The sequence below is a fragment of the Streptomyces sp. NPDC050508 genome (assembly GCF_040655155.1).
Classification (GTDB): domain Bacteria; phylum Actinomycetota; class Actinomycetes; order Streptomycetales; family Streptomycetaceae; genus Streptomyces.
In genome coordinates this window covers 388,563-402,928 of sequence record NZ_JBFAJJ010000007.1, presented here as the reverse complement: position 1 = coordinate 402,928, position 14,366 = coordinate 388,563, and the positions used below count along the sequence as shown (strand labels likewise).

Here is a 14,366-nt window from a genome sequence, read left to right as displayed (position 1 = left end):
TCGTCACATTCCCGTCTGCCTCGCGACGGGCGACGACGGGAATGTGACGACAGGACCTAGCGGGTCGACGGCCGACCCGCGCAGGACAGGTACATGACGGCGTAGGAGCGCCAGGGGCGCCAGCGGTGCGCCGAGCCGTCCAGGTCACGGGACAGGTCCGGGAGGCCCGGGAGTGAGCCGAGCGCCCCGGGCAGGGCCCGGATCGCCGCGTGGACCGCGGGATCGCCCGCGTCGAAGGCGTCGGGATCGCCCAGGACGTGCATCGCGATCCGCTGGACGGTCCACGGCTCGACACCGGGCAGGCCCAGCAGCGCGGCGACGGCCGCCTCCCGGTCCGCGTCCCGCTCCAGGGACAGCTTCTCGTCGGCCACGGCTCCGGCCAGCGCGCGTACGGCGGCACACGCGGCCACCGCTGCCCGGCGAAGCTCGCCCGGGCCCGCCGTCGGCCAGCCCGCGTCCACCTCGGCCGGTGTCCGTTCCAGCGTCTCCGCGAGGGTTCCTGCCAGGTCGGCCTCGGCCAGCGTCGCGGGAGAGGGGAACAGGGGTGCGGGGACGCCGTCGGGCAGGATGAGGGTTTCGCCGTAGTGGGCCACGAGCCATCCGCACAGCTGCCGGGCCCGGTCGGGCGGCAGGTACTGCTCGGCGAGCAGCCGGACCGCCAGCTCGAAGCCGTCCGCGCAGCCCGGCACGCGCAGGCCGGGCGTCGCCCGGACCAGCGGACCCAGCCGGCGGTCCGAGCCGAGCGCCGCGGTCACCGCGGCGGGGTCGGAGTCGAGATCGAGGAGGTCGCGGCAGCGCCGTACCGCGGCGGTGACGTCCCGCAGGTCCGACAGCCACAGCCGCACGGTGACCTGCTGGTGCTTCGCGTCCCGGTCCGACCGGGCACCGGTGAAGTCCACCTCCGCCCGGCCACCGCCGCGCGGCAGTCGCAGGGTCCGGCGCAGCCGACGGTCCCCGACATCCTCCACGCCGGACAGGGCCATGCCCCGGAACCAGGAGAGCAGGGCGGCCGCCGCGAGCGGCGGGCGGTAGCGCAGCCGGAGCACCAGCGGTTCCACCTGCGGGTCGGCCTGCGCCCCCGGTGCCCCGTCGGCACCCGTCCCGGGCGGCACCGCGCCCTGTCCGTTCGCCGGCGCCCGCCCCGTGCGGCGCAGTTCCCGCGGCGAACAGCCGAAGGCGGCGCGGAATCCGTCGTTGAACTGGCGGATGCTGGAGTACCCGGCGGCGAAGGCGACGTCCAGCAGCGGCAGCGCGCTGGACTCGATCAGCAGCCGCGCCACCTGGTTGCGGCGGTTCAGGGCCAGGGCGAGCGGGCCGACCCCGACCTCCGCGACGAGTTGGCGGTGCAGATGGCGTTCGCTCACGGCGAGTTGTGCGGCGACGCCCGCCACACCGATCTCGTCCACGGCACCGCGCGCGATGAGCCGCAGCGCGCGGGCCACCAGGTCGCCGCGCACGTTCCACTCGGGTGAGGAGGGGTGAACCTCGGGGCGGCAGCGGCGGCAGGCCCGGAAGCCGGCCGCCTCGGCCGCCGCGGCGATACGGAAGAAGCGCACGTTCTCCGGCTTGGGTGTGCGTGAGCCGCACACGGGGCGGCAGTAGATGCCCGTCGTGGTGACCGCCACGTAAAAGGTCCCGTCGAACCGGGAGTCTCTGCTGGCCATGGCCCGGTAGTAGGTCTCAAAATCCAGCACCCCGACATTCTTGCCCTACTTCCGTCGCCGCGTCTGGCGGGAATCGGACATGGTGATCCGGAGCGGGGCGCGCCATGGCCGCGGAGGACCTCAGCAATTAGAATGATCGCTCGATCGAACCTGCTCCGGGATGTTCCCTACCCTCGGCCGAAGGGCCGCAGTGAGGAAGTCCGATGACAATCCGTCAGGGGGGAGGCGGGGTGCGCTCCGGGAACTGGGTGGTCGATCTCGCCGAGGCGGAGGCGTTTCTCCGCCAGTACCACCAGGAGACCGGCCGCGGCGACCTGCTGTATCCGCGCCTTGCCGAGGTACGCCGGCAGCTGGACGAGACCGGAACGTACCGGCACACTCCCGAGGAACTCGCCTTCGGCGCACGCGTGGCCTGGCGGAACTCCGCCCGCTGCATCGGCCGGCTCTACTGGCAGAGCCTCCAGGTGCGCGACCGCAGGGACGTCACGGACGCCGCCGAGGTGGCCGCCGAGTGCGTCGCCCATCTGCGGACCGCCACCAACGGCGGCCGGATCCGGCCGGTCATCACCGTCTTCGGCCCGGACGACGCCGCCGGGCCGCCCGTACTGATCTGGAACGAACAGCTCGTCCGGTACGCGGGCCACCTCAGGTTCGAGGGCGGCTACACCGGAGACCCGCACGGCTTCGGCCTCGCCGAACTCGCCGCCCGACTGGGCTGGCAGCCTCCCGGCGGACCCTTCGACGTGCTCCCCCTCGTCATCGAGACCAGGGAACAGGGCCTGCGCGTGTTCGAGATCCCGGGCGAGGACGTCCTGGAAGTCCCGCTCGTCCACCCCGCCCTGGACTGGTTCGCCGACCTCGGCCTGCGCTGGTACGCGGTGCCCGCCATCTCCCACATGCGGCTGCGCATCGGCGGTCTCTCCTACCCGGCGGCGCCCTTCAACGGCTGGTACATGGGCACCGAGATCGGCGTCCGCAACCTGTGCGACACCGACCGCTACGACATCCTGCCCGAGGTGGGCCGTCGCCTCGGCCTGGACACCTCCAGCGACCGCACCCTCTGGCGCGACCAGGCACTGGTGGAGGTCAACCGGGCCGTCCTGCACTCCTTCGACCACGCCGGCGTCACGATCAGCGACCACCACACGGAATCCGAGCGGTTCCTGAAGCACCTGGCCAGGGAGGAACTGGCGGGCCGGTCCTGCCCCGCGGACTGGTCGTGGATCGTGCCACCGATGTCCGGCGCCCTCACCGCCGTCTTCCACCGCTACTACGACGACAGCCGCCCCAGGCCCGACTTCCACCTCGACGAGGCCGCCCGGCTGCGGGCCGAGGGCATCAGCCCCCGACCGGACCCCCGCCTCGGCACCCGGCCGCCGGCCCGCAGATGCCCGGTGTCGCACGGCTGACGGCGGACACCCCGCTCAGCCCCCGACCACCGGCCCGACGACCGTCCCCGACAGGAACTCCGCGGAGAACTGCTGCACGTCGACGGGGGAGCCGACGACCAGCCGGGCCCGCAGGAGATGACGTGCCGAGCGGCCGGTCCCGAGCCCGGTCCCGTCGGCGTACTCCAGCATGAGCGCCGGGTCCGACAGCTTGTCCAGGGACAGCACCAGGTCGGCCTCGTCCCACGCGCCGGGGTCGGCGAAGTCCTGGGAGGCCACGGCCTCGAAGCCCATGCGGCTCTTGAAGGTGAACAGGCCCGGCTGCGCCAGATGGCCGTAGAGGTTCGGGTCGTCGCCGAGGGTCGCCCACTCGTACCCCTTCTCCCGGGCCTGCTGCATGGCGGTGCAGTACAGGGCCCGTGGGTAACCGGCCCGCCGGGCGGGCTCGGTGACGGCGGACCAGCGGATCCGGATCGCGCTCTCGTCCGGGCATTCGAGAGCCAGACACCCGCCGATCAGCTCGTCCGCGCGGTACAGGAACACCCCGAAGTACTTCTCCGGACCCTCCAGGATCGTCGTACGGAACCGCCGTGCGAACGCCACGCCGTACCGCATCGCGGCGATCCGGTCCTCGTACAGATCCAGGAACGGGTCGAGATGCTCCGCCGACACCCGGTCCTCCACGACCTCCCGGACGCCCTCCGCCACCATCCGCCGCCGCGCCCGGTGGACGTACTGACGGCTCTTGTGCGGAATTCCGGCGAGAAAGGAGTCCTCGCTCGCCCCGAGCCGGGCCAGCCAGGTGAGAGTGGCCGGTTTTCGGACGAACCCGCGGCGGGCCAGTTCCTCCCAGGTCTCCGGCGGCGGATTCATCATCCGTACGACGGCCACCGAGCGGTCCAGCCCGGTCCAGGGAGCGAGATCCTCCTCCAGGTCCTCGGGCCGGATCGATGCCACCGGCAGTCCGAAGTCGTCGACGATTTCCATGGGTTCCTCCTCCTGTGCTGTTTCCTGTGCGGCATCGCAGCGGGAATCTCAGCCGGGCATGTGGTTGACGGGGTGGTCGTCGAAGGCCCACAGGTACTGCACGGCGTAGGCACGCCACGGCTGCCAGGCCCGCGCCCGGCGGATCAGCGCGGCGGGCGTGACGGGCAGCCCCAGCCCCTGCGCGGCGAGCCGGACACCGAGGTCGGTGGCGACGAACGCGTCCGGATCGCCCAGCGCCCGCATCGCGATCATCCCGACCGTCCACGGCCCGACCCCGGGCAGCGCGGCGAGCGCCGCCCGGGCCCGCTCCGTGTCACCGCCGGGCGTGAGATCGACGTCCCCGGACGCGAGCGCGGCGATCAGGCCGACGAGGGTGTCACGGCGCGCACGCGGCATGGCGAGCGTGTCCGGATCCAGCCCCACCAGCGCGGCCGGCTCGGGGAACAGCCGGGTGAGACCGCCGTGCGGATCGTCGACCGGCTCGCCGTACGCCGCCGCGAGCCGCCCCGCGAGCGTGCGCGCGGCCGCGGTGGAGACCTGCTGTCCGAGAACGGCCCGTACGGCGAACTCGGCTGGGTCGTTCGTACCCGGCACCCGGCGCCCCGGCTGCCGCGCGACGAGCGGCGCGAGTACGGGGTCCTCGCGGAGGTGTCCGTCGATGGTCTCCGGATCGGCGTCGAGGTCGAGCATCCGGCGGCACTGCTCCCGCGCGACGGGCAGGTCACGGCGATCGGTGAGGACGAGTTCGCAGCCGACATGGCCGTCCATGGGCCGCAGCGAGACGATCCCGTACCCGCCGGGCAGCCGCAGCGTGCGCCGGTACGCACCGTCGCGCCACTCCTCCACCCCCGGCACCGCCGTGGCCGCGAGATGCCCGAACAGGTTGTCCGGGCACAGCGGTTCCCGGTACGTCAACCGCAGTGAGGCCAGCACCACCCCAGTATGGGACGAGCAGGCTCCCGGCCGCGGATATCCGGCCACCGAAACGCCCAACTTCTCTCCGTGTCACGGCTGTTGGCGGACTCGTCGCCGAAACGCGGTGCGCGAGGCGACGGAACGCGTCAGCGGCCGCCCTGCGTCCTCCGCCTCCGCGCCGTCAGGAACACCAGCGCGCCGCCCGCCACCAGCAGGACGGCGGTGCCCGCCCGCAGCAGGACTCCGTCCGTGCCCGTGGCGGCGAGCCCGCCGCCGGTCGTCGTCCCGCCGCTGGTTCCCGTCCCGGAGCCGGACGGGCTCGGGGTGGCCGTGGCCGACGGGGACGCGGAGGTGCTGGGCGACGGGCTGGACGTAGCCGAGCCGGTGGCCTTCACCGCGATCGCCGTGGTGTCGTTCGACGCGTCGTCGTCACGGTTGGGGTACTCGGGGTTCTCCACCGCCCGTACGCTGCCGGTCGCGCCGGGGACGACCCGGTCGATCCGCACCGTGAACTCCTGGGTCACCAAGTCGCCCGGCCCGAAGTCGGTGTTGGCGATGTCGCAGGTGTAGCTCTTCGCGCCGGCCTTGCCGGGTGTGCAGCTCCACAGCGGCCCGGGGTCGCCCTGTTCGCCGGGGCCGGGGGCGCCGGTGATGGTGGTGCCGGCGGGCGGGGTCACCACGAACGTGCCGGAGTTGTCGGCGTCCATCCAGCGGAAGTTCATCCGGCCCGGCCCGTTGTTCCGCACGCCCAGCGTGATGCTCACCGTCTCGCCGACCTTGCCCTCGACCGTGTCACCGAGCGCCTGGTAGTCGGCGTGCTGGGTGGTGGCGAAGGTGCCGTACCCGGAGCCGGTGAATCCGGAGCCGGAGGCGACGGACTTCAGGCCGAGCGGCGCGCCGGTGCCGGTGCCGGGGAAGTCGGCCGGGTCGAAGGAGTCGGGCGCGCTGCCGCCGACCGGCCACACGACGTAGGTGTTGTAGCCGTACATCGTGTCCTTGGCGGCGGTGTAGCGCAGCGGCGCGTCCGTCTCGTAGGCCGCGCCGGGCGCGACCGGGGTGTCGAACCGGCACCAGGCGCCGGTCTCGGCCTGGTCCGAGTAGTGGCAGTTGGAGTGGTCACGGGCGAGAGCGACGCCTTCCGAGTCCTGCACCAGCAGCATGACGCCCTTGTCGGCGGGGGCTGTGCCGGTGTCGGCGAAGGCCGGGGTGCGCTCGAAGACGGCGCCGGGCGCGATGCCCGTCAGCGCCGGGTAGGGCCGGGCGACGAGCTTCGGCCCGCCGACCAGGACGTCCGTCTTCCCTGTCACGGTGGCCGCGTCGGAGGCGGTGGCGGTGTAGGTGATGGCACCGGTGTCGCCCGCCTTGGCGGCCGCGGTGGGCTTCAGGAGGAACGGGTCGATCGACTCCTTGCCCGACAACGGGCCGACGTCGCACCTCAGCTTCAGGGTGCCGGTGCTCACGCAGTCCCCCGTGACCACCATCGTCGCCTTCCCGGCGAGGGACGACGCGTCGACCGCGACCGAGACGTCATGGGCGTCCCCGCCCGAGGCGGTGATGCCGAGGTCCAGGTTCGGGCCCTCACCCCCGGTGGGGAGGTAGTAGTTCTCCTGGGCGTCCAGGACGAGCGTCGTTGAGGCGGCGTGCGCGGCCGGGGTCGTGACCGCCATAGCGGCGGTCACGAATGCGGCGGCCGCCGCTGTTCGCCATGTTCTACGTATCGTCAGCACGCTACATGGACACGCCAGAACACCGGAAGGTTGCGCCCTACTCGTACGTCTCGCTGCTGAACTCCCTTGAGGACTCCGGCCATTGTCGCGACGTCGGCAGATCGATGGCGCCAGGCGTTCTTCGGAACGGGTGCGAGCAGGCAGAGTGCGTCCAGTTCCTCCGCCAGCTCGTCCCGATGGGACGGGCTGGTTGCCGAGTACAGAAACTCTGCACGTGTCGGCTCGCAGAGGTGGAACACTCCGGCGGCGATGTGTCCTTCCCAGGGACGCAGTGCACCCGGGGTGCGGAACAGGTGCCACAGCGCCGAGGTGTCCACCAGATACGTGATCACCCGAGGGCCTCGCGTCGCGCACGCTTCTCAGCGTCATGCGCCGCTGCGGCCTGCTCGAATTCGCCACGCGCACCTCGCGCGGCCAGCTTCTCCGCAGCCTGAAGCCTCTTGATCCGCGCCACGTAGTCCCGAAGGGCCGTGTTGACGGTCTCCTTCTTCGTCGTGACACCCATGAGCCGCATGGCCTCGGACTCATCGAAGAGCACCGCGCCACGGGCCTCACTCCCCAGCAACGTCGAATCTGCGCGGGCAGTTGGCCGCCCAGGGAGCAGTCCGTGACCTGACCCGGCGACGTCGAACCTGACTCCGGGCGACGAGACGCAGGGGATAATTGGCGGTTACCGCATTGCGTTGGCCAGTGCCGCGCGGATGGCGTCCTCGCCGACCGGCCGGCCCTTCTCGTTCGAGTACGGCCCGTACGGTGTTCCCCACACCGGCGTGCCCGTCGCCTGCCGCCAGCCGTCGGCCAGCGTTCCCGCGTCCACCACGCCGTAGCCGATGGAGTCGATGAATTCGGTCACCGCCGCCTTCGCCGGTGCGGAGTCACCGGCGATCGGCAGGTAGGAGCGGTCGGCCGCCCCTGCCGGGCGTGCGAGTGACAGCAGGTGCTTGAAGAAGATGTTGTTGAACGCCTTTACGAGCAGGGCGTCCGGGACGTACCGCAGAAGCAGCTCGCTCGACGTGAGGGACTTGTCGTCGAGCTCAGGGATGTGCCCGTCACGCTCGGGGCCGTAGTTGCAGGTGTCGATGACCGTCTTCCCGGCCAGTGGCGCGGCGGGCATGTGGGGGAAGGCGCTGACCGGCACCGTGACCACGACAATGCCACCGGCCGCCGCGGCCTCTTCGCTCGTCGCCGCGGACGCCCGCGGCCCCAGTTCCGCGACCGTGTCCACAAGCGTTTCGGGACCGCGCGAGTTGCTGAGCACCACCTGGTGCCCGGCCCCGACAGCGAGTCGCGCGATGGTCCTGCCGATGCTTCCGCTTCCGATGAATCCCACAGTCGTCATATCTCAACGTCCTTAAGAAGAGCCGAACTTGCCGGTTGCCGGGCTCGTTGCGATCCGGGTTCCTGCCGTCAGCCGGCGGGGAAGTAATGGCCGTTGTCCATATCGGCGAACAGGCCGGGCCCGGCGGGTTCCCAGCCGAGGGTCCGGCGGGTGATGAGGTTGGACGCCGGGTAGCTCTGCGTGACGATATTCGTGAGGAACCCGAAGTACCCCGGCGTCATCAGGGCATCGTGGGGAACGCTCACGGCGGGCAGGCCCAGGCGGCCGGCGATGGCCTCGGCGATGTCGCGGAACGGTATGCCCCCGTCCTCGACCGCGTGCCAGTACGTGCCGGCCGGCCCCTTCTCCAGCGCCAGGCGGAACAGGGTGGCGGCATCGCGGATGTGCACGGCGTTCCACAGGTTCGCGCCGTCGCCGTGGTAGCCGACGAACCCCTTCTCCTTCGCGAGCGCGATCAGCGTGGGGAGGAAGCCGACCCGATCGGTCGTGCCGTGCGCGATGGTGGCGATCCGCACCACCGAAGACCGCACCCCCTGCTCGGCGAGGTCGACAACGGCCCTTTCCACGATGTTGCGGACCCGCAGGGTGCCCTTGTGCTCCTCGCCGGCGGGGAGGGCCGGGTCCTCCTCGGTGGCCGGCCGGCCCAGGTTCCCGGGCGAGCCGATGCTTCCCGCCGTGACCAGCGGCTTTCCGGTTCCCGCGAGCGCCTCGCCGTACGCGAGCATGATCGGGAGCTCCGCGGCGGCCACGGCGTCGAGCCCGCCGGAGGGCAGCAGATCCTGCCTGTGCGCGACGTGGATGACGCCGTCGGAGTCCGCGGCTGCCTCCTTGAGCCCGTCGAGATCCTGGAGGTCGCCGCGACGCACCTTCGCGCCGAGCGCGGACAGGGCCGCCGCGGAAGCGTCCGACCGGGCCAGGCCGGTGACCTCGTGTCCGGCGGCGATGAGCTCGGGGATGATGTACGAACCGGAATGGCCGGTCCCACCAGCGACGAAAACGCGCATTTGACTGTCCTTATAAGGATAGGTGCAGGGGTTTTTCGTGCCGTAAGTGAAATGGCGTAATGCGGCACGAAAAGGTGGTGATAGGGGTGCGCTCAGCCGAGAAGGGTGATGCCGAGGGAGAAATTGGCGTGCTTGACGGAGTGGTTCATGAGGCCCAACTCCAGCAGGCCGACGTTCTCCAGCGCCCGCGCCATGGACAGCTCCCCGGTGTCCCAGGGGCGCAGCCCCAGGCTCTCGACGAACGCCGAGACGCGTGCCTTCGCCTGCGCGTCGTCGCCGGCGATGAACACGTCCAGAGGGCGGCCCTCGGACGGGCCGGCCGCCAGAACGTGGGAGAACACAGTGTTGAACGCCTTGACGACATGCGCGTCGCCGGGAGCCGCCTTGGCGATCTCCTGTGCGCCGGAACTGCCGTCGGGGACGACGAAGCCCTGCAGGTCGGGGGTTACGGGGTTGGTGACGTCAACGATGATCTTGCCGCGCAGTGCGTCCCCGTACTCCCTCACCACCGCCGCCGCGCCGGCGTACGGCGCGGCGAGGATCACGATGTCCCCGGTCGGGGCGGCCCCGGCCGTCCCGACTGTGGCGCCGTCGAGCGTGGCGGCCAATTCCTTGGCCTTTGCCGGGTCGCGGCCGATGATCTCGACGGCGTTGCCACCGGCGAGCGCCCGGCCGGCCAAAGCACGGGCCATGTTTCCCGGTCCGACAATGCTGATGCCGCTCATCGGTGTTCCTGCTTTCCGGGCTTTGGCCCTGCCGTCAACTTCCAGTGCCGAATTATTCGGTCGAATTCTTGGGTCGAATTCTGGCGCCCTTAAGCGCCTGCTTTCAGGCTGCCATCGGGTCCGAGTCGGTGTCCAAGACCTCTTGAAGCTGTGGTGATACCCTGAAGGCATCACCAGGCCGGGAGATGCAATGGATCTGGATCTGGATCTGCGCAAACTGCGTTACTTCGTCGCCGTGGCCGACCGACTGCATTTCGGCCGAGCCGCCGATGAGCTCCATATCGCGCAGCCGGTACTCAGCCGGCAGATCCGCGCGCTTGAGCAGGATCTCGGCGCCTCGCTGTTCACCAGGGATCGCCACGGCGTAGAGCTGACAGACGCGGGCCGGCAACTGCTGGCCGACGCAGGTCCGCTGCTCGCCACGACCCACGCGGTCCGCCGCCGGGTGTCCGCGGTCGCCGGCGGCAAGCGGCGGCTGATGGTCGGTTTCCGGGCCGGCATCCCGGTCACCCCGGCGGCGCGGGCATTCGAGGACCGACACCCGGACGTGGTCGTGGACGTGCAGCGGATCGAAGGGGACGACCAGGCTGCGATGCTGCTCGACGGCCGCATCGACGTCGGCTATGTGCGGCTGCCCATCGAGGAGGCCGGCCTGCGCGTCACCCCGCTGTACGCCGAGCCGCGGGTGGCGGTCCTGCCCGCCGGACACCGGTTGGCCGGCAAGGAGGAGGTCACCGAGGCCGAACTGGCCGGCGAACCGCTGGTCTGGCACGGTGACCCGAGCACGCAGCCCACCAGGCGCCCGCACCCCAATGCCGGGTACCCGGTGCGCGGGGTGGACGAGACGCTTGAGCATGTCGCGGCCGGACGGGGCATCTCCTTCCTGGCCCGTTCGGCGTCCGTGTTCTACTCGCATCCGGACGTCGTCTACGTGCCCATCCCGGAACTGGCGCCCGACCAGGTGTGCCTCGCGGTGGCGGCATCGCACACCTCGCCGGTAGTGGACGACTTCGTCACTGCGGCTCGGTCGGCGGCCGAGATCACGGCAGAGTGCGGGAACTACGAGATGTGGCAGCTCGGAGGCGATGCCGCCGCGAGGCACGCTTGAGCAGTTCGGCCGACCCCGTTCACCTGATCGCCCTGTCGTCGGAGCGGAGCCGTCCACCGACGGTCCGCCGTTCGTAGCGTCGGGAGTCGGTCCCTGGGATCCAGAACCCGACGGCGGGTTCCAGCCGGACGAGTTGGCCGCCTGCCAGGTGCCGGGCGGCTGGATCGCGTGCCGGCCGGTGCAGCCGCGTGACCGGTAACGCGTCCAGCCCGGCCGCGATGCGCCACGTCAACTCGACACTTCGTCCCGTCGTCGGTCATCGCCGGCTGTGGCGGGGATGGCGTTGTCGATGAGGACGGCGGCGATGGCGGCGGCGGTGGGGAAGGCGTCGGCGTTGAGGACCCGGGTGCGGGCGGCGGCGCCGTCGATGAGCAACGCGAGCTGCTCGCCGAGCTGTTCGGGGTCGGCGGCGCCGGCTTCGCGGGCGGTGTCGGCGAGCCGCGCGGCGACGGCTTTCTTGTAGTCGCGTGCGTACTGGGACGCGGGGTGCTCGGGGTCGTGGAGTTCGACGGCGGCGGCGATGTAGGGGCACAGGGGGGTGGTGGCGGGGATGTCGAAGGCGGCGAGGAGCCGTTCGCGGGGCGTGAGGTCGGTGCGGTCGAACACGCCGGACAGCACAGAGGGGTCGAACCGGCGCAGGTACTCGGCGACGAGTTCGTCCTTGCCGCCGAAGTGCTGGTAGGCCGTGCGCTTGGACACCTCGGCCGCCGCGCACAGCTGATCCATGCCGGTGCGGTTGATGCCCTGCTCGCGGAACAGTTGCTGGGACGCACTGAGGATGCGCTCGCGGGCGCCCCGGCCGCGGCGGCGGCCCGTGGGGCCCTTCTCCAACTCCGTCATGGCCCCATCGTACCCCCGTCGGGTAACGACCGGTGTACATAGTTGCGTCCCAGCTACCCGCCCCGTAGCGTAAGCACACAGGGCGGTGTACTTAATGCCGTCACCCCAGGTAGACACGGCACCACCGACCCAAGGGAACGACTATGGGAAAGCTCGACGGCAAGGTAGCGGTCATCACCGGCGCCACCACCGGCATGGCGCTGGCAGGCGCGAAGCTGTTCGTCGACGAGGGAGCGCACGTCTTCATCACCGGCCGCCGCCAAGACGCCCTGGACGAGGCCGTGAAGCAGATCGGCCGCAACGTCACCGGCGTCCAGGGCGACGCCGCCGACCTGGACGACCTGGACCGCCTGTACGACACCGTCAAGCGGGAGAAGGGAAGCCTCGACGTCCTGTGGGCCAGCGCCGGAGGGGGCGCGCCCGCCCCGCTCGGCGAGATCACCGAGGCCCAGTTCGACACCTGGTTCGGGCTCAACGCCCGCGGCACCCTGTTCACCGTCCAGAAGGCCCTCCCGCTCTTCAACGACGGCGGCTCCATCCTCATGACCGGCTCCAACGCCTCCCTCGGCGCCTTCCCCGGCTGGAGCGTCTACGCCGGCAGCAAGGCCGTCCAGCAGGCCTGGGCCCGAATCTGGCTCATCGAGCTCAAGGACCGCCGTATCCGCGTCAACGTCCTGACCCCCGGTCAGGTCGCCACCGCCAAGCAGGCAGAACTCTTCGACGAGGCCACCAAGCGCCAGTTCGAGTCCCTCATCCCCCGCGGCCGGATGGGCAGCCCCGACGAGATCGCCACCGCCGCCCTCTTCCTCGCCTCCGACGACTCCAGCTACGTCAACGGCATGGAACTCGTCGCCGACGGCGGCACCACCGCCATCTGAACCGACCAACCCACAACCAGGGCAGGACATCTCATGAGCAACATCAGCATCATCGGCACCGGGAACATGGCCCGCACCATCGGCGCGCGGGCGACAGCGGGCGGCAACACCGTCGAGGTCATGGGCCGCGATCAGTCCAAGGCCACCGACCTGGCCAAGGCTCTCGGCGGCGGCACCACGACGGGAGAATGGGGCACCGCCCCGGCCGGGGACATCGTCATCGTGGCCCTGTTGTACGACGGTGTCGTGCCGGCCGTCGCCCAGTACGGAGACGCTCTCGCGGGCAAGGTCATCGTCGACATCAGCAATCCCTTCAACTCCACGTTCGACGGGCTGGCCCACCGCGAGGAGACCTCGATCGCGCAGGAGGTCGCCAAGGCCGCCCCGGCAAGCGCCAGCGTGGTGAAGGCGTTCAACACCGTCTTCCGTCAGGTCCTGGAGAAGGGGCGGCCCGACGTCTTCATCGCCGGCGACAGTGCGCAGGCCAAGGCAAGTGTGGAGGCGTTCGTCGAGAGCCTCGGGCTGCGCCCGCTGGACGTCGGCGGCCTGAAGATGGCGCACTGGCTGGAAGGAGCGGGCGTGGTCACGGTGGGCCTCGCCAACCACGGCGTGGGGAACTTGGACTTCGCCCTCGGCATCACCGAACTTCCCGTCTGAGCCAACGGTTGACGGGTCGCCGAAAGGATTCGCCAAGTGAGGCCGTGGCGAGTCGGCGGGGCAGTGGTGTGCGCCGGCTGGACGACCAACCGCGAGCACCGGTAGTTCTCCGGGCGGATCACGCGCCGCATGGCCGTGCCCTCGGGATTGATGTAGATCAGCTCACGCGTCCCGATCCGGGACACCTGCCTGCCCCGCTCACGCGACTTCGCCGCCTACCGGGACCTGCGTTCTCCTCGCCCGGGCATCAGACCGCCTGCCGTTCCGCCAGACGGCCCTGTCCGCCCTCGGCGATCTTCTGAGCGAGGGCCGACAGGATCATCCTGGTCAGGATTTCCAGCACGATCACGGCGTTCGCCGCCTTCTCCGACAGCGTCTCGACCGCGCACCGCCGGGCATCGAACCCGCCCTCACCACCGTGACGAAAGGAGTGCCGTAGGCCGTTCCATCGCTGGGGCACCACCCAGCAGCGAGACCCGAACGCCTCACGGATCTCCTCGACACTGCCAGGGTCACGCACGTCCGGCCACGCCTGTGGAGGCCGACGGATTATGTGGCCTCAACCCGGCCTCAATGAGGCCGGGTTGGCATCGGGCCGAAGGTAGAGGGAACGATCACGGCAGCTCAAGGACGGGATCGAACTCTCGCGCAGCGGATTTCCCTTCCGGCGGACTGTGCGCAGAGGCTCCGTCCGGGCCGAGGCTGAGGATCCAGGAAGGGAGATCCTCAGCCTCGGGCTCATCACGCCGGCACAGATTCTGGTCGGCTGCCGCCGAGGCGGCGGTGCTCAGCCGGTCTGTCCCAGCTCCGTGCCGGTTGCCGCGGGAACCACCCGGCACTTCGTTCCGGGCTGCACCCAGGACAGGTCTGTGCCATCGAGTTCGACGAGCGCGCTCCAGCCGGAGGGCAGCTCGGTGAACTCTCCGTACGGCGGTCGGTGCATCCGGACCACTCGGGCCGGGGAAGTCCGGTCACCCGGGGGGCTGTCGACCGGGAGCACCGACTCACCGACGAAGACCCCCCGCTCCAGGCTGATGCAACGGGCGTGACAGACCACCCGGTGTGCCGAGGGGCGCTCGTACTCAAGTACCACCTCAAGGAGTCCCACGGGTTCGGTGCTACTCATGCTGCGGA

General features: G+C 70.8%; 15 protein-coding genes and 1 pseudogene. 4 read left to right on the top strand and 12 right to left on the bottom strand.

Annotated features, from left to right (window positions below; genetic code table 11):
* Positions 1-56: 56 nt before the first annotated feature.
* Positions 57-1,664: an AlkA N-terminal domain-containing protein gene (locus AB0I69_RS22670; RefSeq protein WP_363097427.1), complete on the bottom strand. Its 1,608-nt coding sequence runs from the start codon at positions 1,662-1,664 to the stop codon at positions 57-59.
* Positions 1,665-1,867: 203 nt separating this feature from the next.
* Here AB0I69_RS22670 and AB0I69_RS22665 point away from each other — a divergent pair, with 203 nt between their 5' ends.
* Entirely contained in the window at positions 1,868-3,073 is a 1,206-nt protein-coding gene (locus AB0I69_RS22665; protein ID WP_363097426.1) for a nitric oxide synthase oxygenase, read from the top strand.
* Positions 3,074-3,088: 15 nt separating this feature from the next.
* Here AB0I69_RS22665 and AB0I69_RS22660 read toward each other — a convergent pair whose 3' ends face one another.
* The 8 genes and pseudogenes from AB0I69_RS22660 to AB0I69_RS22625 all read right to left on the bottom strand — a co-directional run bounded on the left by AB0I69_RS22660 (position 3,089) and on the right by AB0I69_RS22625 (position 9,749).
* The gene (locus AB0I69_RS22660) at positions 3,089-4,039 is read right to left on the bottom strand and encodes a GNAT family N-acetyltransferase (protein WP_363097425.1); all 951 of its coding nucleotides are present in this window, start codon (positions 4,037-4,039) and stop codon (positions 3,089-3,091) included.
* 48 nt (positions 4,040-4,087) lie between these two features.
* Positions 4,088-4,978 (bottom strand): annotated as a pseudogene (locus AB0I69_RS22655) (AlkA N-terminal domain-containing protein); the annotation flags it as partial.
* Between the two features lie 122 nt (positions 4,979-5,100).
* Complete coding sequence (locus AB0I69_RS22650; protein WP_363097424.1) at positions 5,101-6,621, bottom strand: hypothetical protein; 1,521 nt, start codon at positions 6,619-6,621, stop codon at positions 5,101-5,103.
* A gap of 53 nt (positions 6,622-6,674) precedes the next feature.
* Positions 6,675-7,013, bottom strand: coding sequence for a PIN domain-containing protein (locus tag AB0I69_RS22645; RefSeq protein WP_363097423.1), 339 nt, complete (start codon positions 7,011-7,013; stop codon positions 6,675-6,677).
* A complete protein-coding gene (locus AB0I69_RS22640) occupies positions 7,010-7,195 on the bottom strand; it encodes a type II toxin-antitoxin system VapB family antitoxin (protein ID WP_363097520.1) in 186 nt (61 codons plus the stop codon). Before AB0I69_RS22640 ends, AB0I69_RS22645 begins: the two co-directional genes overlap by 4 nt.
* A 156-nt stretch (positions 7,196-7,351) precedes the next feature.
* On the bottom strand, positions 7,352-8,011 hold the full coding sequence (locus AB0I69_RS22635) for an NAD(P)-binding domain-containing protein (RefSeq protein WP_363097519.1): 660 nt from the start codon (positions 8,009-8,011) through the stop codon (positions 7,352-7,354).
* Between the two features lie 77 nt (positions 8,012-8,088).
* A complete protein-coding gene (locus tag AB0I69_RS22630; RefSeq protein WP_363097422.1) occupies positions 8,089-9,024 on the bottom strand; it encodes an SDR family oxidoreductase in 936 nt (311 codons plus the stop codon).
* Positions 9,025-9,116: 92 nt separating this feature from the next.
* Positions 9,117-9,749, bottom strand: a complete 633-nt coding sequence (locus AB0I69_RS22625; RefSeq protein ID WP_363097421.1) for an NAD(P)-binding domain-containing protein — start codon at positions 9,747-9,749, stop codon at positions 9,117-9,119.
* A 196-nt stretch (positions 9,750-9,945) separates the two neighbouring features.
* Here AB0I69_RS22625 and AB0I69_RS22620 point away from each other — a divergent pair, with 196 nt between their 5' ends.
* Complete coding sequence (locus AB0I69_RS22620; RefSeq protein ID WP_363097518.1) at positions 9,946-10,857, top strand: LysR substrate-binding domain-containing protein; 912 nt, start codon at positions 9,946-9,948, stop codon at positions 10,855-10,857.
* A gap of 228 nt (positions 10,858-11,085) precedes the next feature.
* On the opposite strand, the gene AB0I69_RS22615 is transcribed toward AB0I69_RS22620, so the two are convergent.
* The gene (locus tag AB0I69_RS22615) at positions 11,086-11,697 is read right to left on the bottom strand and encodes a TetR family transcriptional regulator (protein WP_363097420.1); all 612 of its coding nucleotides are present in this window, start codon (positions 11,695-11,697) and stop codon (positions 11,086-11,088) included.
* A 143-nt stretch (positions 11,698-11,840) separates the two neighbouring features.
* Between AB0I69_RS22615 and AB0I69_RS22610 the strand changes: the two genes are divergently transcribed.
* Positions 11,841-12,575, top strand: coding sequence for an SDR family oxidoreductase (locus tag AB0I69_RS22610; RefSeq protein ID WP_363097419.1), 735 nt, complete (start codon positions 11,841-11,843; stop codon positions 12,573-12,575).
* A gap of 33 nt (positions 12,576-12,608) precedes the next feature.
* On the top strand, positions 12,609-13,232 hold the full coding sequence (locus AB0I69_RS22605) for an NAD(P)-binding domain-containing protein (RefSeq protein WP_363097418.1): 624 nt from the start codon (positions 12,609-12,611) through the stop codon (positions 13,230-13,232).
* Positions 13,233-13,479: 247 nt separating this feature from the next.
* On the opposite strand, the gene AB0I69_RS22600 is transcribed toward AB0I69_RS22605, so the two are convergent.
* Both AB0I69_RS22600 and AB0I69_RS22595 read right to left on the bottom strand, forming a co-directional pair.
* A complete protein-coding gene (locus AB0I69_RS22600; RefSeq protein ID WP_363097417.1) occupies positions 13,480-13,752 on the bottom strand; it encodes a hypothetical protein in 273 nt (90 codons plus the stop codon).
* A 267-nt stretch (positions 13,753-14,019) separates the two neighbouring features.
* Positions 14,020-14,358: a hypothetical protein gene (locus AB0I69_RS22595; protein ID WP_363097416.1), complete on the bottom strand. Its 339-nt coding sequence runs from the start codon at positions 14,356-14,358 to the stop codon at positions 14,020-14,022.
* Between the last annotated feature and the right edge of the window lie 8 nt (positions 14,359-14,366).